Origin of the sequence: Halobacteriovorax sp. YZS-3-1, from assembly GCF_047084945.1 — a bacterium.
Classification (GTDB): Bacteria; Bdellovibrionota; Bacteriovoracia; order Bacteriovoracales; family Bacteriovoracaceae; genus Halobacteriovorax_A; species Halobacteriovorax_A vibrionivorans.
Genome location: NZ_JBKIYI010000001.1, coordinates 1,450,439 through 1,476,124, shown reverse-complemented (window position 1 = coordinate 1,476,124; position 25,686 = coordinate 1,450,439). Strand labels below are relative to the sequence as shown.

The following is a 25,686-nucleotide window of genomic DNA, read 5'->3' as shown; positions in this document are numbered from 1 at the left end:
TATGAAGATGCTTGTCTCTCCTCGCCTTAGTGAACTTGACTCATGCCCTTACTTAGAAGGTCACATGGAACAACATGAATTCTTCTTTGCGGGAGAGCTGGCCTTAGATGAACTTGATTATCTTTTACAACACGGTTGGAGAAAATTTGGTCAATTCGTCTTTCGCCCCACGTGTCCAAATTGCACAAAATGTATTCCACTTAGAGTTGACCTCTCCAGCTTTAAAGCAACTAAGAATCAAAGAAAGTTTCTAAAAAAACATCAACACTTACAAATTAAGTTCACTCCTCTAATCTTTAGAAAAAGACATTATGAAATATATAGAAAGCACGGTATCGAGAGATTTCAAAATAGTATTGATGCTTCAATTATAGATAATGAGCAATTATTTAAAGAGACTTTTTATCGCTTTACTGGAACCCAATTATTGAGTGAAATTTTTGAGGATGGTAAATTGATAGCTTTTGGTATCTTAGAGCAGTCAGAAAGTGCTCTTAGTAGCGTTTATTTTAGTTATGATCCAGACTACGAGAAAATGAGCTTGGGTCACCTTGGAGCATTAAGTGAGATCTTATATGCAAAAAGTATAGGCCTTGAATATTACTACTTGGGATACTGGGTTGAAGAAAATAAGTACATGAGATATAAATCCCGCTACACCCCTCATCAATTATATGACTGGAAAGAGCAGACTTGGAAATTAGCGGATAATTCTTCGAAAGGTTAAATTTATCCTTGGCCCAACTTTTCTTGCAGTTTTATTTAACTGGTGCTTCCAGTAATGTTGGGTTGCTCCCTTCATAATAAGTAAGCTTCTATCCTCTAACTCGATTTCTACTTTTTCACATGATTTATCAAATCGATGCTTTAAGACAAATTTTCGAGTTTCACCAAAAGAGGCCGAAGCGATGACTGGGTTTCGCCCTAAACTTTCTTCATCATCACTATGCCATGAGGCGTAGTCTCTTCCATCGCGATAGAGATTACAAAGACAGCCATTAAAACTTTCACCTGTTATTGCTTCAATTTCATCTTTAATCGTTTTTAATTCTTTATTCCAATCATTTCGTAAAAGCTTGATTCCTGAGTAACTATATTCCATGTCACTTGAATACCATGCCTGAAGTCTAGGAATATCGTGAGTTTTACCATAAAGCGTAATCTGATCTTGGCGTAGATTTAACGAGTTCTTCAAAGCCTCAAAATCGACTTTAGTGCGTCCAAAGAAATTTGGGTAATAAATGATTTTAGCGTCTTTTAAATTATAGACAACTTCATCACTAGTTTCTTGTGTACTTTCTCCAAAGAGATCAAATTGATTCATGGCCAGATATTAGCATTAAGAGCATAAACTCTTCAAATCACAAGTCTAAAAATGCCAAAAATAGGACACGCTCATAAATAGCGTAATTCCTGCCTAAGTACCTAAAATCTCTATAAATCTCATATAATAGTAAGAGATTAACCAAAGGTTCGCTAAAATTACTATATAAGGTAAGGAGTTTGCTATGCATATGGCACAACGAAATTTCATCATATTCAAAAAAATCTTAATTACTGTGATTTCATGGTCTCTATTACTTACACCAACAGCAAATGCTTTGGCACAGCAAGAGACTACTCCAACACAGCAGGAAACTTCAGCACCTCAAGAAGGTACAGAGACTGAAACTGAAACATCACAACAGTCGACGACGCAAAATAGCACACCACCTTCGAGTATGAATCCTAATTACTGCCATGAAGATGGTAGTGCTAAGGACTGCCCTAGTAAGTATGTTTATAATTGCCATCTAAAGAGTTGTGTAGCGAATGAAGATAACGAAAACTACAACCAAGAGTATATGAAATGCGGTGGTAGTGAGAAGTGTCAGGAAGAACTTAAAGCGGATGCTAAAATGTTCACAGAACATAAGGCCACTGATGCTAGTTCCGTAAAATCCAAAGACGATGTACTTCGTTATCTAAAAGTTGCCGCAAATATTGGATATGGATGTGTACTCCTTGGAGCCGGTGGTTGTGATACAGACTTTGGTCTACAGATAGCAGCAGTTATTATTATGTCATCAGCAGTCATGAGCTTAATGGGAGATACATATAAGGATGACTTTAAGAATGCAAAGAAACGTCTTGAGAACCTAGAGAAAACTGATGAAAAAGGCTGGAACCATAGAATTCAAAGAGAAGCACTAAAAGCTGAAATTGATATGTTAAAGGACATGGAAAAAGCAGCGAAGAAGAAGATGAAGCACCATCAGAGAACATCCACACTAATATCAATTGTTGGGATTTTAGCTGGTATTTGTATCGCTTTAACTTGGACTGGTTGTAGTGTAAGTAATCCATGTTCTGGTTGGGCCTTTGGCCTAAGTGCTGTCGCCTTTGTCTTAGAGATGAAAGCTAATCAAATTGCGAAAAAGGCCATGAAGAGTGCGCAAAGTGCACGTCAAAAAGCGCAGAAGGTTTTAAAGAAATTAGAAAGCCGATATAATAACCAATACAGTGCAGGGAGAACGCAAAAGATTGCAACAAGCTCTGCTGGAACAGTCGGTCAGTCTGACTTCCAAAACGCTTCAGTATCTCAAAATGAAGCTTCTGCAGGAAATGTTCAAGGAGAAGTTATTTCGGAAGTTCCTGAGATGAATATCAACATGGGTACACTTGGAACGAATGGACAGAACTTTCTTAACGAAACAGGTGGAGCAGAGGTAATCGAAGGCTTCAACCGCACAGTTAAAGAAGGTGATACAAAGTATGTTAACGATTCTATCGATAAGAATGCAGCTAAAATTTCAAAAGCAGCAAGAAAGGTATTAGAACTAGTCGCAAAATCAAAGAAGGCCGACGATAAAGCAAAGTCTGCGGCAAATGCATTTCTAAATCCTAATAGTGAAGATAGTCAAAGATTTCTTGCTAATACTTTAGCAGATAATACATCCCCTATTGCCATGGCGCTAAATTACCGTAAAGCAGGTGGTGCAAATGCTAGTAAAGAATTAGAAAATAATACAAAAGTAAAACCAGAAACGGCCGTTGCCTACGATAGCTCGTCAAAAGATTATTTAAAGAAAATCAAGGCCCAACTTGAAGATTATGAATCGCTCCTAGCTGATGATACAGGAATTATGGCCATGAGTAATTTTGGAGACCCAACTGTTGATAGCAATGCTGTTGATCAATTAAACCAAAATAATAAAGACCCAAAAGAGACGATTCATAAAGACTCTGGAGTCTCTCTATGGAAAATTATTTCAAATCGTTATAACGAAATAAAATTGAAGAAAATTCTAGATTAAAAATATTCTAAGCTTCACAGCATGAGTCATTTGACTTTGATGCCTGTGAAGCTTTCTTTGCCTCTAGCTCATCACAAATCTTTTGAAATTCTCGATGAAAGATATGTTTAAACTTCACCATCTCGTAATTAGCTGAAATGCCATGACGCTTTTTAGGATCTTCTTCAGGTACATCTAAGGCCACTGGAGTTGTTTGTGTAAAGAAGTCATCGTTAAGTTTATGAACACCAAGACCAAATGGTAAGAACTTATTTCCAATAGTGAAAACAGGGCGTCCACAACTTAGTGCCTTAAGGGCAAAATGTGGGAACTTCACTTCAGTATCAATGACATAATTAGCACCAGCATAAAGAGGAGCTAGCTCGCCTGAGCACTTATTTCCAAAAAAGAATTGAGGATACTGGCCAAGAAGTTCACCTAAATGATCTTCTTTACCAATGAATTTAAATTTATGATCTTTATAAGTTTCAATAAAAAGGCGTGCTTCTTCAATACTTAGAGGTTCACAATTTATTAAGAAGTAATCCCTTTTAAACATGCCCTCAGGTAATACTTTATAGTCTTTGAGAGATGTTGCCGGTGTTACCTGTTTTGCATTTGGAAATTGAGATAAGATATATTCTTCATTAGTCCAAAGAGTGTCGGCCCTCTTTAAGTACTTCATTTGCTTTGAACGAACAAAGGAGCTAAAAAATCTTTTCAAAAGAGAAAGGTTTTTCTTACCTTGATTAATGTCTTCAATGAGATAAGTAAATAGATGGGTCTTATCACAAACCTTGATTTCTTGTGAAAAACCTCGAGAGAGATTGACAACTAAATCAACACTACAAGGTATAAATAGTCCCTGGGCAGCTCCATGAATAAGATGAGACTTATCAAGTAGTTCATCCCAAGACTTAACCATCTTGCTTAAAAAAGTTGAATGAATTTTACGTTGCTCAACTGGCCCAATGACCTGCCCCTGTCTATGTACAAGTGTATAGAGTTCAACATTTTCACCAATTACACCCATCATTGTTTCAAGACATTCAATATAAAAGTCTCTTTCAACAACAGCATCACAACTTACAACAACTTTTAGCATATATTTCTCTTCTACTTTTTGTATTCTCTAAAGAATTTTGCCGTTCTCTCAATCCCTTCAGCAAATGTTACTTTTGGTAAATATCCTAATTTCATAACACGATTTATATCTGGTCTTCTACGCTTAGGATCATCTTTTGGTAATTCTTGATAAGTTAATTTTGAAGATGAATCAAGAGCATCAACAATCAACTCCCCTGTTTCTTTAATTGAGTACTCATCAGGGTTTCCAATATTATATGGCATATGATCACCAAGCATTAAAACGTGATCAATAGCATTAGCAAGATCCGTCACATAACAAAATGATCTCGTCTGACTTCCATCACCATAAACAGTAATATCTCGTCCTTCTAAGGCTTGATTGATAAAGTTTGGAATAACTCTCCCATCATCAGGACGCATTCTTGGCCCATATGTATTAAAGATACGAATAATTTTTGTATCCACATTATATTTTCGACGATAAGTCATTGTTAATGCTTCAGCATAACGTTTCGCTTCGTCATAGCAGCTTCTTGGACCAATTGGATTTACATGACCAACATAATCCTCGGTTTGAGGGTGAATCTCTGGGTCTCCATAAACCTCAGAAGTTGATGCCTCTAAGAAGCGTGCCCCATGATCCTTTGCAAGCTCTAATAAGTTTTGTGTACCAATCGAATTTACAGTCATAATTTCCAAAGGAATAACCTTAAAATCAATTGGTGAAGCTGGAGAAGCAAGGGATAAAATATAATCGAATTTTATATCTCCGAAATCTGGTAGGCCATGAGTTATGTCACATTCCGTAAAGTGGAAGTTTTCATATTTAGATAGTAATTCAATATTTGACTTAGACCCTGTAATAAAATTATCTAAACCATAAACAGTAGCACCTTTATCTAAATATAATTGTGCCACAGTAGAAGGAACAAATCCGGCTGCACCTGCAATTAAGAAATTCTTCCCTTTGTGATCCATTGGTAATTCTAACATCTATATATTCTCCGTACTTTTAATAATTCGTTTGTGCTTCAAGACGTTCTTGTTTTCGATTGGCCAATTGTAGCATTGTGGAACTTAACAGTAAAAGTATACCACCTGTAATCTGAACAAAGCTCAGCTTTTGATCAAGGGCAACCCAGTTAATAATCACAGCAAAGAATGGAAATGACATTTCGGCCAAAGTACAAACTTTTGCCGTTACCAAGCTTAGACCTCGGTAGTAGAAATACATACCAAAAACACCTGATATTAGAGCGAGTACACTAACTTTTGCCCACAACTCCATTTGAAAGACAAGGCCAACATCATTAGCGGCCATAAATGGAATAATTGCAATGAAACCAACGGCAAAACGAATGGCCATAACTTCTTTTTCAATCCATCCCTGTTTGATTAAATACTTTCCAAAAACTGTCGCACTCCCCCAACTTATGACTGCAATTAAGGCAAGACAAAGTCCATACAATGATGAGCGATCAAAGCTCAATTTTCCTGTTTTAATGAGGTTGATTGCACTAACAATATCATAATAACTAATTAAGATAGCTCCTAAAATAGCTAGGAGCGCCCATACAAGAAATCGTTTAGTGATTTTTTCTTTTAGAATTATATAGGCAAGACTTATGGCCACAAATGGTTGTAACTTCTGTAGTAAAATAACAAGAGAAGGGTTTATAAGTGAGAAAGACTTTGTAAAAGACAATGTAGCAATTGCTGAACCCATTGCTCCAATTATGAGAAAGCATAGAAGTTCAAATGCCTTCATTCTCATGATTTTCTTTCTTGCCGCATAAAGACCAGGTAAGAAAATAATCGTTAAAAACAAATGCTCACCGAAGACAATAATTTCACTACTCTTATACTTATAAAGAAGAGGATATCTTATAAGAGTATCAAGGGCCCAAATAAAGCAGGCAATTAGAATGAAAATTAATCCTTTCACTACTTATTATATTCCTTCATAAAGTTATCAAATGACTCTTTGGCACGATCTGATGCCAATTGTTTTTTTACTTTCTTTCTATTTTTACGATCACGTCTTTGCTCCTTTGTAAGAGCAACCGGTGGTAGTAATCCGAAATTAATATTTGATGGCACAGGCTTTGGCACAGTCATTACATAGTTTACGAGTGCTCCCATTCCTGTTTCAACTGGAAATGGCCTTACTTCTTCACCTCTTAATTTCTTAAGTAGTTGAAAAGCAACATAAAGTCCCATTGAAGCAGACTCAGTGTAGCCTTCAACACCAGTTATTTGACCTGCAAAGTAAATATTTGGGAACTTCTTAACACTTAAATCAAAGTCTAGAAGAGTTCTTGAATTGATAAAAGAGTTTCTATGAACAGAGCCAAGATGAAGAAAACTAGCGTTTTCAAAACCAGGGATCTTACTAAAGACGCGTTTTTGCTCAGGATATTTTAGACGAGTTTGGAAACCAACCATATTAAAAGCTGAGCCAAGTAAGTTTTCACGTCTTAATTGTACACAAGCATATGGTAGAGAACCATCAGGAAGCTCAAGTCCAATTGGTTTCATACAAGAGAAACGGGCCGTATCAACGCCACGCTCGGCCATGATATCAACAGGCAGGCATGACTCGAAGAATTTATAATCCTCAAAGTTTTGAGCTGGTACTTTTTCGGCCTTAACAAGCTCAGCAATGAAGTCTTCATACTGTTCTTTATTCATTGGAGCATTAAGATAATCTGCCTGCTCCCCTTCCTCTTCACTTACCGGCTTATGGCGATCTTTATAATATAGTTTTGAGTAATCCAGACTATCGCCATCTACCACTGGGGCAATAGCATCATAGAAATAAAAGTCATCATCAGAGATATTCTTAACAATCCAATTCGAGAGACCTTCTGTTGTTAATGGACCAGAAGCAATAACACATGCATCTGCTTCATACTTTGCCATTAACTCTTGTGGATCACTTGCGTCCATGGCCACAACTTCAATATTTTCATGATTATGAAGGCGATCAGTTACTTCTCCAGAGAATCCATCACGCTCAACGGCAAGAGCATCCCCTGCTGGAACTGCATGCTTGCGAGCACAATCAAGGATGATTGATCCAAGTGCATCCATTTCGTATTTCAATAGTCCGTGGCCAGAAGCTGGATTCATTGATTTTAAAGAATTGGTACAAACTAACTCGGCAAAAGCATCAATCTTTTGTGCAGGATTCTTCTTAACAGTTTTCGATTCGACTAAGACAACCTTAACACCTTGATTTGCTAGAAAGTTTGCTGCTTCACTACCGGCCATACCGGCACCAATTACTATAACTTTGTGTGAGTTAGACAATTTCAACCTCTTTAATATACTTATATGATGATATAGACCTTATATATGCAAACATGCTATAAAGTCCATTAATTACCAGTATTTAAGTATTATTATTAACATAGAGACGACGCAATGCAAATAGTCATTCACCAAACAGATCACACAATTGGCAACTTTACACAAATTTACAAATACATAGAAAACCTAACGAGTTCTGAAGACTTTCAAGATAATATACATATCTTTCCTGAAACATTTCTTTCAGGCTATCCTCTTCAGGATTTAGTCCTACAAAAAACATTTATTCGCCAATACCATGAGCTTTTACAGGCCCTGAGAGATTTATTTGCAAAGATAAAGCTTTCAGATAAAACGGCGCTTCTTATTGGTGGGCTACGCTACGAATTTAAAGATAACGCAGATATTCCTTCAAATATCTATAACGTTATTTACGAAGTAACAAAGAAATCAAATTTCAATGATATTTACACAAAATGTCTTCTTCCAGATTACGATATATTTGATGAATCTAAATATTATACACCTGGGAGTGCCCCATGTATCTGGTCTCATGCAGGATGTGATTTCGGCCTACTTATTTGTGAAGATATGTGGCATTCTGAACAATATGCTGTTAACCCGCTACAAATGCTAATGGATGAGGCCAATGGCAAAGAGTTGAATGGGATAATCAATTTTTCAGCTTCTCCATGGAATATCGATAAAGAAGAAAAGAGAATTAAGCGTGCCAGCGAAATATCACGAGTATTTAAGACACCATTCTACTATGTGAATAAAGTTGGTGCAGAAGATGAAATCATCTTTGATGGTGCAAGTTTTGTCGTTAATGAAACACAAGTCATTGCCAAAGCAAAATCCTTTAAATCAGACCTTATGAAGGTTGAGATTGCCAAAAAATCAAAAATTGAGAATCTTGGAGTGGCCCCTGTTGGTGCTAACTCTTGGGAGTCATTATTTGGGCCACATATCGAAAAGATAAACGGAAAAATGAGCCTTAAAAAGCTCAGCGATGACAAACTTGATGCTATTTTAGGTGCTTTAAACCTAGGTTTACAAGATTACGCTAGAAAGTGTGGCATGAACAAATTCTTGGTTGCTCTATCAGGAGGAATTGATTCGGCACTTGTTCTTACGCTTGTGAAGTTATTTCTAAAGCCGGGCCAAGAAGTTGAGGCCATTTATATGCCAAGTAAATTCTCCGCATCACTAAGTTGGGAAATTAGTGATAATTTATGCAAGAATCTTGGAATTAAATTACATAATCTACCAATCAAATTCCTCCATTCATCTGTGCAAAACCTCTTTAATGATAATCTCGACCCATTAGAAGGCCTTGCAGATGAAAATATTCAATCGAGACTACGAGGCTCCTTACTATTTGCTCGCTCAAATCAAACAGGTGCCATGGTTATAAATACATCAAACAAGTCAGAGTTAGCTGTTGGTTATTCGACTCTATATGGAGACTCTGTTGGTGCTATTAGCCTATTGGGAGATCTCTACAAAAGTGAAGTCTTTGCTCTGGCCAGACATATCAATAAGAATTTCAATGATATTATTCCAGTTGAGGTTATTGAAAGGCCACCAAGTGCAGAACTAAGGGCCGATCAAAAAGATGAAGATTCTTTACCTCCATATGAAACACTGGATATGATATTAGAATCATACCTTTCTTATCGCTACGACTTACCAGATCTTCTTAATTTAGGGTTAAACAAAACTGAAGTTGAAAGGGTGATAAAATTGATATTAAATAGTGAGTACAAAAGGCAACAATTTTGTCCTATACTAAAATTGAAAGACAAAAGCTTTGGTTTTGGTCGACGAGTGCCGATATGTAAGAAGGTTGATTTTAATCTCGAATAACAATAGTGATTCGAATACGCATACTAAGAGGAGTAATGAAATGAATAAAGCCTTTGAAAGAGTTCTTAGCTCATTTGATGAAGTTAAGTCTATGGTTGATGGAGTTATGGCAAATAAGTCCGTTAAAGAAGTTGAAAAAAATGTAAAAGACTTTATTGGCCAAGTTGAAAAAGAGGCCAAAAATGTAATGGATAAAGATATTCCTCGAGTAGTGAAAACGTTAAAGAAAGAAGGTCAAAAAGTTGAGAAGCTTGTTGATTCAACAATACAAAAAGAAGTTAAAGCTGCTAAGAAATACCTAGATGGACATATTAAAGATGTTCAAAAGCTTCAAAAACAGCTGGATAAATTTCTTAAAGATGAAATGAAAAAAGCTAAGAAAAAAGCTTCAAAAAAAGTGAAAGAAGCTGAATCAACTATAAAGAAAAAGGCCAAGCAAGCAACAGGCCTAAAGAAAGCTGCTAAAAAGAAAGTAGCAAAGAAAAAAACAACAAAGAAGACAGCGAAGAAAGCTGCCAAAAAAGCTACTTCAAAGAAGAAGGCAACTGGTGTAAAGAAAGCAGCAAAGAAAACAGCCAAGAAAGCAGCAAAGAAGACAGCAAAGAAAAAAGCCAAATCTTCGACTTCAAAAAAGAAGTCAACTCGCCAATCAACAAGAAGAGCTTAAAATTGTAAATGATTAAAACCTGGGCAGAGTCCTACTCTGCCCTCATATATAAGGTGCAGTCATGGAAAAAAGTCTCAATCAACATATTCAAAAACTTCTTCCGAAGTTTAAACAGTCTAAAAAAACAGAAATCAACCATTTATTACCTAAGGTTGCCACTATGAGTGAAAAAGAGCTCAGAGAAGTTCTTCACAAGATGGCCGGTAGTTTCTCCTGTTATAACTTCCTTCAAATAGGCTCTACACTAAAGGCATTTGAGATGGATCAGCATCTTGACTCAAAGCGTGATCGTGTAAAGAAGGCGCTAGAAGAGATATTGCGAGAATTATAGATAACGTAGTATTTTTATTAACATTCCTCTTTATTTAAGGGATAATGCACACTTAATTACCCTAATTAGAGAGGATTATTTGAAGAAGCTTGAAAGAAATTTAGGGCTATCATCAGTCATTTCCATAAGTATTGCATCAATGCTCGGATCAGGTATTTTTGTTCTGCCAGGTCTAGCTTTTGAAGTAACAGGTCCATATGTTTGGATATCATATTTAATTGCAGCACTATGTGTTCTACCTGCAGCACTGTCTAAGTCAGAACTTGCGACGGCCATGCCTGCCTCAGGTGGAACTTATATTTATATCGAAAGAACTTTTGGGCCAATGGCCGGAACAATTGCAGGCTTAGGACTATGGATCTCCCTACTTTTAAAAGCGGCATTTGCCCTCATGGGTTTTGGTGCATACTTAAGTACATTGACAACAAGCTTCGATCTAAAATACCTAGCGTTATTCCTAACAGTTATCATCACTATTTTAAATATTATTGGTGTTGGTAAAGTTAGTGGGCTACTCATTGCTGTTGTCATTACATCAACTCTTGGGCTTACTATTTTAAATATTGGAACACTTTCAACCGCTACCGTCATACCGGGGATTCCATTTTCATTCTCACATATGGATAGCATTTTATTAGCTTCAGGACTTGTTTTTATCTCTTATGCAGGAGTGACTAAAGTTGCTGCTATTGCAGAAGAAATTAAAACACCTGAGAAGAACCTCCCAAGAGGAATTCTTTTATCACTACTTATTGTGACGGTGCTTTATTGTGTAACGACACTTGCACTTGCTAAATTTCTACCTATTGATCAGTTAAAAAGTAACTTACGTCCAATTTATACATTGGCCCAAGTATTTGGTGGTAATACATTTGCAACAATCATGGCCATCTTGGCCATCCTTACTATGACTTCAATGGCAAATGCTGGGCTTCTTGCAGCATCACGCTTCCCTTTTGCCATGAGCCGAGACCACTTATTTCCAAAGTCCTTTGGCCATATTCATCGTAAATTCTTAACACCTGTATGGAGTATTCTTGCATCAGGGATTATTATTGCTTGTGCTATCTATTTCTTAAATATTGCAAAAATTGCAAAACTAGCATCTGCATTTATCCTAGTGCTTTATATGTTTGTAAATATAACTGTCATAGCTTTACGAGAAACACATATTCAATGGTATAGACCGACTTATAAATCACCATTTTATCCATATATACAAATTTTTGGAATCATCTCAACTTTCTACTTATTAGTAATGATGAAAGATCTTGCAATTATTGGTCTTGTCTCAATTTCAGTACCAGGAATTTTGATATACTTCTTATATGCAAAAAGTCGTGTTAACCGCAAAGGAGTACTTGGAATTCGTGGAAAGAGAAAGGATCTATTCGATGATACACCAAACTTCTCACCAACAATGCACTCACTTGGCCGTTGTGAACTTGACCAAGATGCCAATGTCGTAGTTGCCTTGGTTGGAAATGAAAAATCTCCAGAGATGCTCATTGATATTGGAACTTCTCTTGCAGATGGAGAGCAAATAGAGGTGGCCCATTTAACAGAGGCGCCAGAACAATCAGACCTGAATGATTTTACAGATGAAGATCCTAATCTTCGTTCATTAAGACGACGTGTTGTTGCAATGGCCATTGAAAAAACAACACCTATTAACTTTGATCCTATTGTTACACACGACCTTTCTAAGTCAATTTTTGAAATTGGACAACGACTTCACTGTAATTGGTTATTCATGGAGTGGAAAGGAAGACTTCGCGGTACATTTACAACTCAAAGTCCAGTTGCGTGGCTGCGTTCACACCTAAGCTGTCACCTAGCAATTTACAGAGATAAAGGAGTAAGATACACAAGAAAAATTCTTATTATCCTTGATGAGAATTCTAATGATGAAGTACTTGCACAAGCAGCATATCATATTGCAAAAAATAACAATGCAGAGCTCACTTTTGTATACTTAACAAATAAAGACTTGGATATTAGCGAAACATCAAACTTAGAAAAGTACATTAGAGATCTCTCTGATGAACTTGATGTAAGAGCGGTTGGTCACATCGAGCACTATCAAAATAAGATTGAGAAGATTGAATCTCTAAGTGTTGAATACGATCTTCTATTATTCAACACAAGTACTAATTATAAGTGGTATAACGTCTTTGGTACTGAAGATGATAAGATTATTGCTCAAGCTTCTTGTTCTGTTTTAGGTATCCATACAGCACCAGCATAAAGAAGCAATAATGACTAAGAAGGATTAACTTGAGGCAAGCAAATCCTAAATGTAGTGTATTCACTTTCAGTATCAAAACTGATAGCTCCACCATGATCATTTATAATTCCTTGGCATATATTTAGACCAAGTCCCGTCCCTTTCGTTCTGCCTTTTGTTGTATAGAAGCGATCAAAAATTTTCGTTGCTATTTCTTTATCAATTCCAACACCAGAATCAATAACATCTAGATAAACTAGGCCGCTGTGATCAAAGAGATTTAACTCAATCCATTGATCACTTAACTCATCAATAGCGTCAAAAGCATTATTAAGTAAGTTAATAATGACTTGGATAATTTCAGAAGAGTTTATATTTACCATGTCGTTATCTGAATCATTAGAGAATACAATCTTTAACGATTCATCAACTGTCGCAGTTTTAAAAAGAGCAATTGAATCATGGATAATAGACGAGAGACTTGTATGCTCTCTTTTTGAACGGTCATCATGAGAGTAAATTTTTAAAGAACTTACAATATTTGAGATACGATCCTTTTGCTCTTTAATTGAATTGATCTTTTCCCTTACTTGTTCAATCGTAAAGTCAGCACCTCTTTTAGAAATTGACTGCGCCTGTAATTCAATAATTGCAAGAGGGTTATTTACTTCATGAGTAATATTAGCTGCCATTTGCCCAAGAGCTGTCCACTTTGACATTTTTTCTATTGCAGACTTTTGAGATTCTATTTCTCGATTTCTTAAAACCTTTTCAGTTACCTCTGCTGTGCGATCCAAATAATACTTTCCAAGAGCACCAAAGTCATGAAACTCCATTGAAGATTCATAATAGACAAGACCGCGATTAGCTACATTAAGTTTTACGATATCAGTTATAACCTCTCCGGGATTTTCAGTGGCCTTTTTCACACGATCTTTAAATATTTCTAAGACATTACCATTAATAAGAGAACTTATATGCTTACCTACAATTGGTTTAATATCCCAATCCTGATCAGTTTTTGAAATATAGACGAAATTTAAGTCTTCATCAAAAACGGCAAAATAATCATTACTTTTTTCTACAATTTCTCTTATTAAGTAATTAGTTGAAGTAGTGGAAAGCTGTATTTCTCGTGGTTGAATCTTAGTAACACAAAACCTGTCCCCTTCTTCAGAGGTAAAAGGTAAAAAAGTCGTATCCCAATTAATTTCTTCTTTATCTAAACTGTCTTTAAGTACAATGACTGAACTTGTTGAAATACCTTCAAGGGCATTATTAATACCGTTAATAATTTTATCTAACTCACTACTTGGAAAATGGTCCTTGTAATAATCATAAACTGGCATTTCTTTATAATTTTCATAAAAACTCACCAATGTAGAAGACATGTAGAGAAATTTTGATTCAGAATTAATGACGGCCATACGAATATTTTGATCTTCGTAATTTCCGTATTTAAAAATATCAATAAGCTCATCGACTTTCATCTTACCTACGTACCAAAGAATAAATATTGACCATTTGTACCTCTAAACAATATTCGATTACAAGTAATAAGTAGTTATTACACACCAGAAAAAACCATGTAATACACTGCCAAGGGGCTACCAAAGGGACTACCAAAGGGAATACTAGAAGGGCATTCAGGTATCGATGCTACTAAAGTTTAGTTTTAAAGGGGAACTTGAAATTCTAGTTTAGTTCAACACTAGGAAAAGTTAATGAGAAAGTCGTATGCTCGGCATCCTTAACATAAGAGATATGGCCACCATGATCATTCATGATCTCTTGGCAGATATTTAATCCCAGGCCAGTCCCCTTCTTTTTCCCCTTCGTTGTATAGAAACGATTAAAGATCTTACTGGCTAACTTAGGCTCAATTCCATGGCCACTATCGATTATATCAACATAGACCTTATGATTACTATCATCCAAATTAATTTCAATCCATTTATCTTTCAAATCAAGAATTGCATCGTGAGCATTATTTAAAAGATTAATAAATACTTGAATAATCTCGGATGAATTAACCATTACGATGTCATTATCAGAATCATTCGAGAAAACGATCTTTAAGTCTTCGTCAACAAGAGCAGTTTTAAAAAGAGCAATAGAGTCATGAATAAGAGACGAGAGACTTACTGACTCTCTTTTTGAACGATCATCTTGAGAGTATATATGAAGGGAGCTAACAATATTTGCTATTCGATTCTTTTGTTCAGCTATAGAGCGAACCTTCTCAAGGACTTGTTCAATCTTTAAGTCCTTGCCTCTCTTTTCTAGAGCTTGAGTTTGTAATTCAATAATTGCAAGTGGATTATTTACTTCATGTGCAATATTAGCGGCCATTTGACCAAGAGCTGTCCATTTAGACATTTTATCAATCGTTGCTTTTTGAATTTCAATTTCACGATTTCGTAGAACCTTTTCTGTAACATCAGAAGTACGATCAAGATAATAACAACCGAGTTGATTAAAATCATGAAATTCAACTGATGATTCTAGAATTAACTCATTACGAGACTCATCATCAGAACTCATATCAATAGTGACAATATCAGTAATGACAACGCCTGGATTTTCTTTTGCTTTTTTATAACGCTTATAAAATTTTTCAAGAGCTTTACCAGAAATAAGATCTGAGATATGTAGCCCTAAAGCAGACTCGTCACGCCACTTTCCAAGAACCTTTGAAACATAAACGATATAAAAGTCCTTATCAAAGACAGTGAAAACATCAGAGCTTTGTTCAACCATTTCACGAATAAAGAAATTTGTAGAACTTGTAGTTAGATTAACTTCATGAGGTCGAATCCTCGATAATACATAGGTATCACCTTTATCATCCACAAATGAATTAAAGTCCACGTCCCAAGTGATTTTTTCTTTATTTAACCGATTCGTTAAAATAGCCTGCGTACATGAGGGTTCCCCATTTAAGGCCTTAGCAAAGCAGTCTTTAACTTTTTTGACTTCTGAATCAGCAAGGTGACCTTGATAATATTCATAGACAGTCATGCCCACATAGTTTTCAGTGAAGCCAAAAAGAGTGGTGGAAACAAAAACAAAACGAGCATCTTTATCGAATATAGCAATGCGAGAATTTTGATCTTCAAAATTTCCGTATTTTAATAATTCGATAAACTTCTCTAAGTTCATACTTCCCTAAGGTTTAACAATTAAATAAATTTCACTACACAGTAGTTCTTCTTACCTTTTTTAAGGATAAGGCACGACTCACTAGCGAGATCATCTTTTGAGATTACGTGATCGATATCCTTATTCTTTACATTGTTAATGGCCACACCATTTTGGCCAACCATTTTTCTTGCCTCTCCCTTAGATTTAAAAAGAGGTGTTTGAGCAAGCATATCAAGATAAGAAAGCTCTCCTAATTGAGCTTTATCTAATTCTATTGAAGGAACATCATCAAAGATTCCAGCAAGTTCTTCATCTGTCGTGTTTTCAATGACCTTACCAAAGAAGAAGTCAGTGGCCCTTATGGCAGCCTCAAGCCCTTCTTTGCCATGAACGAGAGTAACTATTTCCTCGGCCAAGCGTTTCTGAGCAGCTCTTAAATGAGGCTCAGTTTCTACTAACTTTTCATATTCAGCAATCTCTTCAAGAGTTAAAAAAGTTAAAGTTTTAAGATACTTTATAACAGAAGAGTCATCTGAATTTAGTAAGAATTGGTACATCTTATAAGGAGATGTCATTGAAGGATCTAGATAGATTGCTCCACCTTCAGACTTTCCAAACTTCTTCCCATTTGAATCAGTAAGAAGAGGAATCGTCATACAAAAGGCAGGTTTAGAGTGCATCTTACGAGTAAGGTCCATTCCTGCAACCATATTTCCCCACTGATCGGCACCGCCAATTTGAAGACTTACATCATATTCTTTATTAAGGTGAGCAAAGTCGTAACCTTGTATCATTTGATAAGTAAATTCTGTAAAACTAATACCAGCATCTGAATTAAGACGTGATTTTACTGAATCTTTTGAAAGCATTTCACCTATTCTAAAACGCTTTCCAACATCTCTTAGAAATTCAATAAGTGAAAACTTACCAATCCAATCGATATTATTAACCATGGTAGCGGCATTTTCACCACTAAAGTCTAAAAGCTTTTCAAGTTGTGCTTTTTGTCCCGCCAGGTTCTTATCAAGATCATCTTGGGTTTGAAGATTTCTCTCGTCGCTCTTTCCTGAAGGATCTCCAATCATTCCAGTAGCACCACCAACAAGAACGTAAGGTTTATGTCCTTGTTTCTGCAGTCGCATCATTGTCACAACAGCAAAAAGGTTTCCAAGTTGTAGGGACTTTGCTGTAGGATCATACCCACAGTAAAAAGATATTTTCTTTTCATTTAAGATTTCTTTTAATTCATCATGCGAGAATTGATTTACAATTCCTCTTGCTTCTAATTCTTCAAAAAAATTCATTAAGCTAATCTCTCTTTGATAATTTTAATTGGAGTCAGCGCCACGACAGTTTTTAAATCTGGCCCATGCGCTCGTCCAGTAAGACAAACACGTGTTCCCATAAATAGTGGCTTCCCTTTTATTTTTAATTCTTTCTTTAAGTAATTCATCCACTCACCGACTTGCTCTTCAGTTACGTTAGTTGTCTGATCAGCAAGCTGAGCCTTTAGGTATTCTTTAATCTGTGGAGTTGTCTCCCACCCCATGGCCTCGTTATATTGATCATCAGCATCGACAGCTGCATCAAAGAAAATCGGCAGGTGTTCGTTAATATGACTAAAAAGTTGTACCTTTTCTTTCATAAGTCCTGCAAACTTAACCTTCCAAGCTTCATCTTGATTATGATACTCGCTTCCTTCTGGAATAAAGCGATCAAAGCCAGCAGCAATATCTTTATCATCTAACTTTCTTAGCCACTGCTCGTTGAAGAAGTTTAGCTTTGCAATATCATACATTGCAGAAGACTTAGAAAATCTCTCATAACCAAATTTATCTCCAAGCTCATTTACATCAAAGATATCTGTCTCATCTGGATGAGACCAACCGAGAAGACATAAGTAATTTGCAAGAGCAGCTGGTAAGTAGCCTTGATCTTTATACTGAGTAACAGAAGTGGCTCCGTGGCGCTTAGAAAGCTTTTGACGATCGTGACCAATTAAAAGTGAAACGTGACCAAATTTTGGAGGAGTTACACCCATTGCATCGTAGATCATAAGCTGGCGACAAGTATTATTTAAATGCTCTTCTGCACGGAATACGTGAGTCATTTCCATCTTTGCATCATCAACAACACAACAGAAATTATAAACAGGCATTCCATTTGCTCTTAAAATAACAAAATCCCCTACCATATTTTCTGGAAATTTTACGTGTCCTTTAACAAGGTCAGTGAACTCCCAAGTCTTTCCAGGGTTTTTAAAACGAATCACATATTCTTCTCCAGCATCAATTCTCTTTTGAGCTTGCGCTGGATCAAGGTCGCGAAATTGTCCGTGATAAGCATGTGGGTCTTTATTTTCACTTGTGGCCTTTTCAGTTAAGCGCTCAAGTTCAATACTTGTTAAAAAACATGGGTAAGCAAGTCCGCGCTTAACGAAGTCCCAAGCAATATCTTTATAAATTTGTAATCTTTCTGATTGGCGATAAGGGCCAAAGTCCCCACCTTTATCAGGTCCTTCATCGTGTTCAATTCCCATCCACTTAAGATCAGCAATTTGTGCTTCTTCGTATTCACGCTTTGATCTCTCAAGATCAGTATCTTCAATTCTTAGAATATATTTACCACCATTTGCCTTAGCAAATAGGTAGCTATAAAGAGCAGTACGGGCCCCACCAATGTGAAGGTATCCAGTTGGAGATGGTGCAAAACGAACGCGAACAGTCATACAAATCCTTTTAAAAAAAATAAATTAAACGTATATCAATGCATTATAGCGTTTTTGAATAGAAATGGCACTTTGAAAATAGGCAAAATACTTGATTTTAGAGGCTTTTTAGAATGGAATCCACATGATTAACGTTCTCGAGTCTCTTTGACATTGAGCGTGATACGATGCAATTCTCACCGTAGCATTTATTAGTGATCTTATGAAAACACATACTGAGCATTTTAAAATACTCGGGTGAGCCAACGAGAATCTTTCCAGACTCATTCTTCTTTGTCGTAATCTTATTATTATAAAGCTTTAGGCACTCATCAACACCGAAAGTAGTGTATTCGAGAAGATATTGTTTTCTAGCTTTAAGGTATTGCTGTTGCTTAATAGTAATATGCTTTTTCGCAATAACAGAAGATGAAAACAATAATTGACAGGTAAATAGAAAAATCATTAACTTATTCACTATAACCATTCTAACGATATTTAGATATCAAGCAAATAAAAAGTAAGTAAATGAGAAAAGAAATTGAGTTAAATTCAAATGGACTAGAAACACTTGAGGATTACCTATCTGAATGTGGCCGACTATTTAACTTCCCTTCTTTTTACCAAAATAATCTCGATGAACTCTATGAGTTTCTTCAAACATATACTGATAAAAATCTAAGTGTTTATTGGGCAAATGCAAAAGAGGCCCAATTAAAACTTGGAAATGATTTTGATCGATTAAAAGAAATATTTGAATTAGTTGCTTCCCAACATAGTGAGTTTAAATTCTATATTAACGAGTGATAAATGTACTTCGAGATGCCTTAACAGGTATTAAAATTTTATTTCCATCAATATATGTTCTTAAATAGCCTTTCGAATCACCAGAGGACAATCTTCCTTTATAATAATAAAGCCCATCGCGAATATGATGAAACTTAATAGCAAGACCTCTAAGAATCCCCTTATTTCCAACAAATATTGGTCCACTTGGTAAAGAGCCTTTTTCAAATTTTAAGTAGACCGCAAAGGTATTTATATCTTCGGCTTTATCAATTGAAACATATTGTTGTGAAAGAAACTCTTTTTCAAATATAGCTAGACTTGAATTTTTACAAAGCTTGGGTTTTTCTAAGCATGTCTTTGTAACATAAGTGGTAGCAGGCGTTCGCGGAAGATTAAATCTCAAATGCACTCCGTGAATATTATAGTGCTTTGAAATATTATTTCCCAGAACGACATTAGGATTTGAACTATAAGGCGCTACTGCAAAATCACCCTCTACATCAAAGAGATTTGGAGCAAACAGTGCTGAAATAGAAATAAAATTCAGACCCTTAAGGTAAGAAAGAAAATCTTTATTATTAAATAACTCATAAGTTTGCATTACTTGCTTGGAGCCAATCCTCATATCTTTTAGCTCTTTTTTTCCAAGTATCGGCAAAATAAATGTTCCAAGACTGTAACCAAGATTTGCTATTTTAGCACCGTAATAAGGTGTCGCCATCGTCATAAGGCCATTTACACGAAATCTAATAGAATCATTATTATCTAGCATTCTCTTTAACCAATAAAGAGTTATCAGCCCTCCTTGAGAATGAGCAACAATTTTAATCTTACCTTCAGATAAGCTTTCTTGATGCATGAATTCATCAAAAGATTCAACAAAGTCATTTAAAGATAATCTATTATTTCCAGTATCATATTCAAAGAAGTGTGAACTTAAACATTCATCTTTATGAAATTTTTGTACATATTGGTCCCAGTAACCAAAGGCTCCTTTGTTACTGGCTATTCCATGAATGAAAACAATATGATTTTTGCTAGTGCCACATTCGGCACTAGCAGAGATAGAAAAAAGTAAAAAAAATAATATTAAAAAGTTTAAAGAACTTCTTTTCAATTACTCCATACCTTCTGGGTAAATCTGAATAGCATGATTAAGTGTCGTTTGTACCCAAGCAAACTCACGAGCAATTAAAGGTGCATTTAAATGCCCTTCTTCACCTTTTTGAGAGAAGTCATAATCATACTCTGGCATAGTATCTGTTCCATAAATTGAATCTCTAACATAGAAGACACCTTTTTTTGCACAACCACCAACTTCTTCTAAGCGGTTCTTAACAGCGGCTTCTCTTCTTTTTGCTTTATCAGCATATCCAAGATACTTCTTTCGCCATTTATCAGACTCTGTTGTTTGTGACTTCTCAATCCAGTAGTCATACTTTTCTTGCATACGTGTTATAAAAGAAGTTGTAAAAGGACATCCCTTTGTATCTGCATTGTCATTATAGCCGAAGATATAATTTGCATGCCAAAAGCCTTTATGATTGTAGATGACAAGAACAGGTGCATTTCTTTTATGAAGAGCATTCTTGATTCTTTCAACGATATCTTTTGGCGCCTTACCTACGGCCCACTGGTCACGTTCAGCATCTGCAAATAGCACTTCCCTTTTAAACTTTGGAAGCTTAAATACATTTGCATCTTTTGAGATTTCATCAGTTAAATTAATCCAATTATATGATGTACCATAGCTCGCATCTTCATCTTCTTTATCAGTAACAACGCGTTTACCATCAACTCTTTTATAGTAACCCTTAGTAAAACGGTAATCTTTATTACTAAAGAAGATTGAACTTTTGTTAATTCGGCGAATATTATCAGTTCTCCAATTATCAATTTCTTCCTGATTTGTTTTTTCAGTTTTTAAAGACATATAGTAACGTTCAGCAAAGTCCACCTTACGAGATCCAGTTAAGTTATTTAATCTGTTATACCACCACTCGACGACACCAGTATGTGACATATAAAGACATGAACCAGCATCTTCTTGATCAGGTGTCGCTACAACATATTTCATTAGATCGTTGAATCCACCAGATGTAATATCATCATTTGAGCTTGCTAACTCTAGTGACATAGGATTAATGACTCCAACGTAGTCTTTTTCTTGTTGAATTCTTTCAATTTGATTTTGATTAAGGTCTGAAATCTCGGCCATTGCAGTGGTAGCAACTAGACATGCCGATAGAAGTGAAATCAATTTAAACATTTATCCCTCTTTAAACTTTTATTTTCCAATATTTTGCGTGTGTGAAGAAAAATGCTAGCAAAATTGAAACACAATCACAAAAATTTAAGAGGGTTAATGCAGTGAGAAATTTTCAAGTATCTAAAATTACGATAGGTAGATGACAACACCTGCGCCTACAACTGTCATGGCCACTAAGATCCATGTATTCATTTTAGAACTTTTATTCGCTTTATTAGATTCTTTATTCATTACGTACTTTTTCTTACGCTTATTCTTTTGAGACTTACCCATGAGAACTCTCCACATCCTTGAGAAATTTATATTGAATATATATTTTAAACTAAAATTCTTGTCGATGATAGACCAAGCGCTTCACTCGGTTTTAAACATCTATTTCCTAGTATTTTCTACCCATAATATGAGCAGTTAAATCACTAAAATAACTATGATATTATAGAGTTATGACAGGAAGAAAACTACTTGATCAAATCATTATTGCCCTAACTCTACTGACGACAATTGCGACAGTTGGAGTCTTTGTTTATACCAATGTGATCTATAAAAAAGAACTTCCTAGTAATCAGAAAGAATTAACGTCACTAAAGGAAGACTTTGGCGAGTTAAACTTCCCTTCAACATATGTTCTCGACAAGATAACTCTCAATTTAGAATCTGCCACTCGAAGACTTAGATTCCTAGACGTACAAATTAATCTTGTACTCTTTAATCAAGATGACAGTGATATTCTTGATCAATATAAGCCTCAAATCTACGATATCGTAATTGATGTTGCTGCGGCCATCTCTCCAGAAGAGCTCAACTCTCTATCAGGAAAACTCATTTTTGAAAGTCGAATTAAAAAAAGAATTAATGAGCTAGTGAAAAAACGAGTTGTAAAAGAAGTCTTCTACTCTAAATTTGTCGTACAATAAGATTTTTAAATGAATAGGCCCGCGAGGGAACACGGGCCTTAGACAACAACACTTTAAAGGAATTTAAAAAGGGAATTTTAAATTACTCGCAAGACCCTTCTTTTACGAAGATGGCCTTTGCTCTATATAATTCACAAGAATTTGAATAATTAATTAGCATATCACCGTCAATACCACTTACTGCACCACAAACTGGTGAGAAGATCTCTGGGCAAAACTGTGTCTCTTCTGGTTGATCAACCCAATTTTTACAGTTAAGAACTGCTTCTAATCGATATTTTCCAAGAGACTCTTCTTTAAGTGCGAATTCACCGTTTTCACAACTTTGTGCTTCAAAGTACTCATTAACAAGTTTAACTTCTTCATTTTCCTCAGTGATAATCACTTTGAAAATTCTTCCAGTAAAAGACTGAGAATCAATTAAGTCACCGTTAAGAATAATCTCTTTTGCACTAATGTTTGTTGCAACAACTGCTAGTAGAATAATTGAAATTAATTTGCTCATAACGTTCTCCCTAAAAAAGAATCTAAGTCTTATCTTGTTTGTGAGAGAGTTATAGATCAGAATATAAATTAGTAAAAATTATATATACTAATCAATATCCATAATTATATGTTATAGTTCATACAAAGAACTAGTAATAAGTAGCTGAAATTATGAATATTGATCATATTTCCATTCCGACACTAAGAGTCTTTCTTGAGGTTTATCAAACCCAGAATATGTCTCAGACGGCAAAAAACCTTGCCATGACTCAACCAGGAGTCTCTCAACATATAAAATCTCTTGAAGGCTTACTTCAAATAAGTCTCTTTGATCGGATAAATAAAAAGGTTCTTCCCACAGAACAGGCTCACCTACTCTTTGAAAATTGCAAGAGAGCACTTCAAGGGCTAGAGAATGCTTTAAGCGAAGTTTCAGCAAAGAAGAATAAGCTTAAGGGTATCTTAAATATTGGTCTTCCAATTGAGTTTGGAAATAACAGGGTTCTACCAATTATAGGCCAGTGGTTAAAGCTGCATCCAGAAGTTTCTATCCGTATTAATTACGATCACGCCGCAAGACAAAGTCAGCTGCTATTAAATGGTGGACTCGACTTCGCTATTACCGATAGTTTTAATTTTCCTAAACAAATTGCAACGAAAAATCTTTCTTCAGAAAAGCTCATTCTTTGCTGTTCTCATGACTATGCAAAAGAGCATAGATTAACTAGTGAGACTAAGTTTAAAAAAACGGATAATCTCGATTTTATCGCCTATCTAGAAGGAGCACCAGTAATTACAAGTTGGTTTAAGTATCACTTTAAAAAGAGTTTTCAAACTGAAGCAAAAGCACAATTAATGGATGTTCAAGGTGTTCTAAGACTCACCTTAGCAGGTGTTGGTATCTCAGTATTACCTTTGCACGTTCTTGAAAGATCTGATAACTCAAAGAAGTTATTACAATTTAATGGTACGAAAGATCATATGATTAACGAGTTAAATCTCGCTTATCTGAATGCTAGAAAAATGGGGCCTGTGGCCTTGAGTCTATTTGAATATCTGACAGAAAATATTTAAATAAAAAAGGCCACCTATAAGGTGGCCTTCATATATGAAAATGAATTGAAAATTACTTTTTCATTCCTGGAGCTTGTGACTCATCAGTAGTTGTCACGTTAGCTTCATCATCACCTAGAGAGCTTAAAAACTCATCTACTTGTGCTTGTGTTACTTTACCTTCAGCAATAAGCTTATCTCTTAATCTTAGGTCTAGAATTTTTTCTTCTAAAGCTCTTGAAAGTCTCATGGATTTTCCTTATGTAAAATTGAGTTATAAACGTAATAATGTAGCTTTATATCATGTGTTACAAGCTTTGCAAAGTCTAAAGTAATCAATAACTTGCTGGATATTTGAGCTTATTGCCAATAACGCGGCTCATCTGGATTTGGCTTTTCTTCATCATCCACTAATCTGAGGTGGCCCTTGCGCTTCTTCTTTACCTTACCTTGCTTCTTCTTAAGATTACCAACTTGATCTCTAAGATAGAAACCAAGCCCTCTCATACCAAAAACAAATGCTGCACCAAAGATCATTGAAGCAATATTTCCAAATGCCTGAGCTCCTCCAGGAGAGAAGAAACCTTGATAAACATTCATCCCGGCCAGGATTAAACAAAAGTATTTGGCCTTAACTGGGATAATCATAAAGAATTGAAAAATTCGATCTGGGTAGATCACGGCATAACTCACACACATAGCAGACGATAAAAAGGCCATACCATGAAATGGATAATTTAATGAAGCACCACCCATAAAAATTGCAAACAACGAGTAAGCAAAAGCATTTACAAATGTCGCAATTAATAGATAGTGAATATAGCGTCGTGATCCCCAGCGCGCTTCAAGATCACTACCAAGAAACCAAAATAAAAGCCCAGTGAAGACAACGTTAAAAAGACCTGTACTCACAAGAGGATAAGTCACCATCTTATAAATTAAACCAGATTTTAAACTTGCTACATCAAGGCCAAGAATGGCCACAAGAGAAATATCAAAAGCCTTTGCAAAAACGGCCCCTAAGACAAATGAAACCACTAAAATACCAATGAGATATTTATTAACTTTCGTTAGCGGTGGTAAGTACATTTGTTGCATTATTTCTCCTTACATTTTTTGAGCAATTTCAATTAAAACACCACCTGTAGACTTTGGATGAATAAAGTTTACTAAGCAATTATTCGCCCCTTGGCGTGGTGTCTCATATAATAAATTATAACCTAGATCGCGAAGCTCTTGGGACTTTTTTGTCACATCAGGAACACGGTAACACATATGGTGAATCCCTGGACCTTTCTTCTCAAGATACTTAGCAATTGGCCCTTTTCCATCAATTGGCTCTAGCAATTCAACATGAGCATTTTCATCAATATGAGCAAATGAAGTTGTTACTTGTTGATCTTCGACAACTTCTCGGTGGTTAAAAGTTAAACCTAAGTCACGATATATTTTTTCTGCATTATCAAGATTCTCTACTGCAATAGCAATATGATCAAGGAAACAATCTTTATTAAACATAATCTTCTCCACTTAATTTTTAAGCATTATAAGAAA

At 35.6% G+C, this 25,686-nt stretch carries 26 protein-coding genes; 9 read left to right on the top strand and 17 right to left on the bottom strand.

Translation table 11 applies throughout. The annotated features are described in order from the left end of the window. The first annotated feature begins 1 nt into the window (after position 1). Positions 2 to 727, top strand: coding sequence for an arginyltransferase (locus ACMAZI_RS07080; RefSeq protein WP_412473482.1), 726 nt, complete (start codon positions 2 to 4; stop codon positions 725 to 727). Here the strand turns inward: ACMAZI_RS07080 and ACMAZI_RS07075 are convergent. Further along, on the bottom strand, positions 701 to 1,324 hold the full coding sequence (locus ACMAZI_RS07075) for an alpha-ketoglutarate-dependent dioxygenase AlkB family protein (protein WP_412473483.1): 624 nt from the start codon (positions 1,322 to 1,324) through the stop codon (positions 701 to 703). The genes ACMAZI_RS07080 and ACMAZI_RS07075 overlap by 27 nt on opposite strands. 184 nt (positions 1,325 to 1,508) lie before the next feature. Between ACMAZI_RS07075 and ACMAZI_RS07070 the strand changes: the two genes are divergently transcribed. Then, on the top strand, positions 1,509 to 3,296 hold the full coding sequence (locus tag ACMAZI_RS07070; protein WP_115363248.1) for a hypothetical protein: 1,788 nt from the start codon (positions 1,509 to 1,511) through the stop codon (positions 3,294 to 3,296). Positions 3,297 to 3,303: 7 nt separating this feature from the next. Here ACMAZI_RS07070 and ACMAZI_RS07065 read toward each other — a convergent pair whose 3' ends face one another. The 4 genes from ACMAZI_RS07065 to trmFO are packed head-to-tail and all read right to left on the bottom strand — an operon-like array spanning position 3,304 to position 7,676. Beyond that, a complete protein-coding gene (locus ACMAZI_RS07065; RefSeq protein WP_115363250.1) occupies positions 3,304 to 4,380 on the bottom strand; it encodes a hypothetical protein in 1,077 nt (358 codons plus the stop codon). An 11-nt stretch (positions 4,381 to 4,391) separates the two neighbouring features. Beyond that, positions 4,392 to 5,357: an NAD-dependent epimerase/dehydratase family protein gene (locus ACMAZI_RS07060; RefSeq protein WP_205570947.1), complete on the bottom strand. Its 966-nt coding sequence runs from the start codon at positions 5,355 to 5,357 to the stop codon at positions 4,392 to 4,394. A gap of 19 nt (positions 5,358 to 5,376) precedes the next feature. Beyond that, entirely contained in the window at positions 5,377 to 6,309 is a 933-nt protein-coding gene (locus ACMAZI_RS07055) for a DMT family transporter (protein ID WP_120404988.1), read from the bottom strand. Beyond that, a complete protein-coding gene (gene trmFO / locus ACMAZI_RS07050) occupies positions 6,309 to 7,676 on the bottom strand; it encodes a methylenetetrahydrofolate--tRNA-(uracil(54)-C(5))-methyltransferase (FADH(2)-oxidizing) TrmFO (RefSeq protein ID WP_120404989.1) in 1,368 nt (455 codons plus the stop codon). Before trmFO ends, ACMAZI_RS07055 begins: the two co-directional genes overlap by 1 nt. 114 nt (positions 7,677 to 7,790) lie before the next feature. On the opposite strand from trmFO, the gene ACMAZI_RS07045 reads away from it, so the two are divergent. The 4 genes from ACMAZI_RS07045 (at position 7,791) to ACMAZI_RS07030 (ending at position 12,791) form a co-directional block, all read left to right on the top strand. Continuing rightward, positions 7,791 to 9,545 carry an NAD+ synthase gene (locus ACMAZI_RS07045; RefSeq protein WP_412473484.1) on the top strand — a complete coding sequence of 585 codons (1,755 nt, stop codon included), beginning with the start codon at positions 7,791 to 7,793 and terminating at the stop codon, positions 9,543 to 9,545. Between the two features lie 40 nt (positions 9,546 to 9,585). After that, positions 9,586 to 10,212: a hypothetical protein gene (locus ACMAZI_RS07040; RefSeq protein ID WP_115363258.1), complete on the top strand. Its 627-nt coding sequence runs from the start codon at positions 9,586 to 9,588 to the stop codon at positions 10,210 to 10,212. A 61-nt stretch (positions 10,213 to 10,273) separates the two neighbouring features. Continuing rightward, on the top strand, positions 10,274 to 10,543 hold the full coding sequence (locus ACMAZI_RS07035; protein ID WP_115363260.1) for a hypothetical protein: 270 nt from the start codon (positions 10,274 to 10,276) through the stop codon (positions 10,541 to 10,543). Between the two features lie 79 nt (positions 10,544 to 10,622). Next, a complete protein-coding gene (locus ACMAZI_RS07030) occupies positions 10,623 to 12,791 on the top strand; it encodes an APC family permease (protein WP_115363262.1) in 2,169 nt (722 codons plus the stop codon). A gap of 14 nt (positions 12,792 to 12,805) precedes the next feature. Here ACMAZI_RS07030 and ACMAZI_RS07025 read toward each other — a convergent pair whose 3' ends face one another. From ACMAZI_RS07025 to ACMAZI_RS07005, 5 genes are all read right to left on the bottom strand, one after another. Beyond that, on the bottom strand, positions 12,806 to 14,260 hold the full coding sequence (locus ACMAZI_RS07025; RefSeq protein WP_120404991.1) for a sensor histidine kinase: 1,455 nt from the start codon (positions 14,258 to 14,260) through the stop codon (positions 12,806 to 12,808). A 205-nt stretch (positions 14,261 to 14,465) separates the two neighbouring features. Further along, positions 14,466 to 15,932 carry a sensor histidine kinase gene (locus ACMAZI_RS07020; protein ID WP_120404992.1) on the bottom strand — a complete coding sequence of 489 codons (1,467 nt, stop codon included), beginning with the start codon at positions 15,930 to 15,932 and terminating at the stop codon, positions 14,466 to 14,468. 20 nt (positions 15,933 to 15,952) lie between these two features. Next, a complete protein-coding gene (gene tyrS, locus ACMAZI_RS07015) occupies positions 15,953 to 17,218 on the bottom strand; it encodes a tyrosine--tRNA ligase (RefSeq protein WP_120404993.1) in 1,266 nt (421 codons plus the stop codon). Continuing rightward, a complete protein-coding gene (gene gltX / locus ACMAZI_RS07010) occupies positions 17,218 to 18,642 on the bottom strand; it encodes a glutamate--tRNA ligase (protein WP_120404994.1) in 1,425 nt (474 codons plus the stop codon). The genes tyrS and gltX overlap by 1 nt, the downstream gene beginning before the upstream one ends. A 97-nt stretch (positions 18,643 to 18,739) precedes the next feature. Beyond that, the gene (locus tag ACMAZI_RS07005) at positions 18,740 to 19,099 is read right to left on the bottom strand and encodes a hypothetical protein (protein ID WP_115363273.1); all 360 of its coding nucleotides are present in this window, start codon (positions 19,097 to 19,099) and stop codon (positions 18,740 to 18,742) included. Between the two features lie 50 nt (positions 19,100 to 19,149). Between ACMAZI_RS07005 and ACMAZI_RS07000 the strand changes: the two genes are divergently transcribed. Further along, complete coding sequence (locus ACMAZI_RS07000; protein ID WP_115363276.1) at positions 19,150 to 19,428, top strand: barstar family protein; 279 nt, start codon at positions 19,150 to 19,152, stop codon at positions 19,426 to 19,428. On the opposite strand, the gene ACMAZI_RS06995 is transcribed toward ACMAZI_RS07000, so the two are convergent. The 3 genes from ACMAZI_RS06995 to ACMAZI_RS06985 form a co-directional block, all read right to left on the bottom strand. Next, a complete protein-coding gene (locus ACMAZI_RS06995; RefSeq protein ID WP_120404996.1) occupies positions 19,418 to 20,527 on the bottom strand; it encodes a lipase family alpha/beta hydrolase in 1,110 nt (369 codons plus the stop codon). The genes ACMAZI_RS07000 and ACMAZI_RS06995 overlap by 11 nt on opposite strands. After that, on the bottom strand, positions 20,528 to 21,679 hold the full coding sequence (locus ACMAZI_RS06990; RefSeq protein WP_120404997.1) for a hypothetical protein: 1,152 nt from the start codon (positions 21,677 to 21,679) through the stop codon (positions 20,528 to 20,530). It lies immediately after the preceding gene. A 126-nt stretch (positions 21,680 to 21,805) separates the two neighbouring features. Further along, positions 21,806 to 21,952 (bottom strand): hypothetical protein, encoded by a 147-nt coding sequence (locus tag ACMAZI_RS06985; protein ID WP_158536911.1) that lies wholly within the window; start codon positions 21,950 to 21,952, stop codon positions 21,806 to 21,808. A gap of 170 nt (positions 21,953 to 22,122) precedes the next feature. Here ACMAZI_RS06985 and fliL point away from each other — a divergent pair, with 170 nt between their 5' ends. Next, positions 22,123 to 22,593, top strand: a complete 471-nt coding sequence (fliL, locus tag ACMAZI_RS06980) for a flagellar basal body-associated protein FliL (protein ID WP_412473485.1) — start codon at positions 22,123 to 22,125, stop codon at positions 22,591 to 22,593. Between the two features lie 82 nt (positions 22,594 to 22,675). On the opposite strand, the gene ACMAZI_RS06975 is transcribed toward fliL, so the two are convergent. Further along, positions 22,676 to 23,098, bottom strand: a complete 423-nt coding sequence (locus ACMAZI_RS06975; protein WP_115363284.1) for a Kazal-type serine protease inhibitor family protein — start codon at positions 23,096 to 23,098, stop codon at positions 22,676 to 22,678. A gap of 152 nt (positions 23,099 to 23,250) precedes the next feature. On the opposite strand from ACMAZI_RS06975, the gene ACMAZI_RS06970 reads away from it, so the two are divergent. After that, the gene (locus ACMAZI_RS06970; protein ID WP_412473486.1) at positions 23,251 to 24,153 is read left to right on the top strand and encodes a LysR family transcriptional regulator; all 903 of its coding nucleotides are present in this window, start codon (positions 23,251 to 23,253) and stop codon (positions 24,151 to 24,153) included. A 52-nt stretch (positions 24,154 to 24,205) separates the two neighbouring features. On the opposite strand, the gene ACMAZI_RS06965 is transcribed toward ACMAZI_RS06970, so the two are convergent. From ACMAZI_RS06965 to mce, 3 genes are all read right to left on the bottom strand, one after another. Further along, on the bottom strand, positions 24,206 to 24,382 hold the full coding sequence (locus tag ACMAZI_RS06965; RefSeq protein WP_162929634.1) for a hypothetical protein: 177 nt from the start codon (positions 24,380 to 24,382) through the stop codon (positions 24,206 to 24,208). A 110-nt stretch (positions 24,383 to 24,492) separates the two neighbouring features. Continuing rightward, a complete protein-coding gene (locus ACMAZI_RS06960) occupies positions 24,493 to 25,230 on the bottom strand; it encodes a rhomboid family intramembrane serine protease (protein ID WP_115363288.1) in 738 nt (245 codons plus the stop codon). A 9-nt stretch (positions 25,231 to 25,239) separates the two neighbouring features. Further along, positions 25,240 to 25,650: a methylmalonyl-CoA epimerase gene (gene mce / locus ACMAZI_RS06955; protein ID WP_115363290.1), complete on the bottom strand. Its 411-nt coding sequence runs from the start codon at positions 25,648 to 25,650 to the stop codon at positions 25,240 to 25,242. Positions 25,651 to 25,686: the final 36 nt, after the last annotated feature.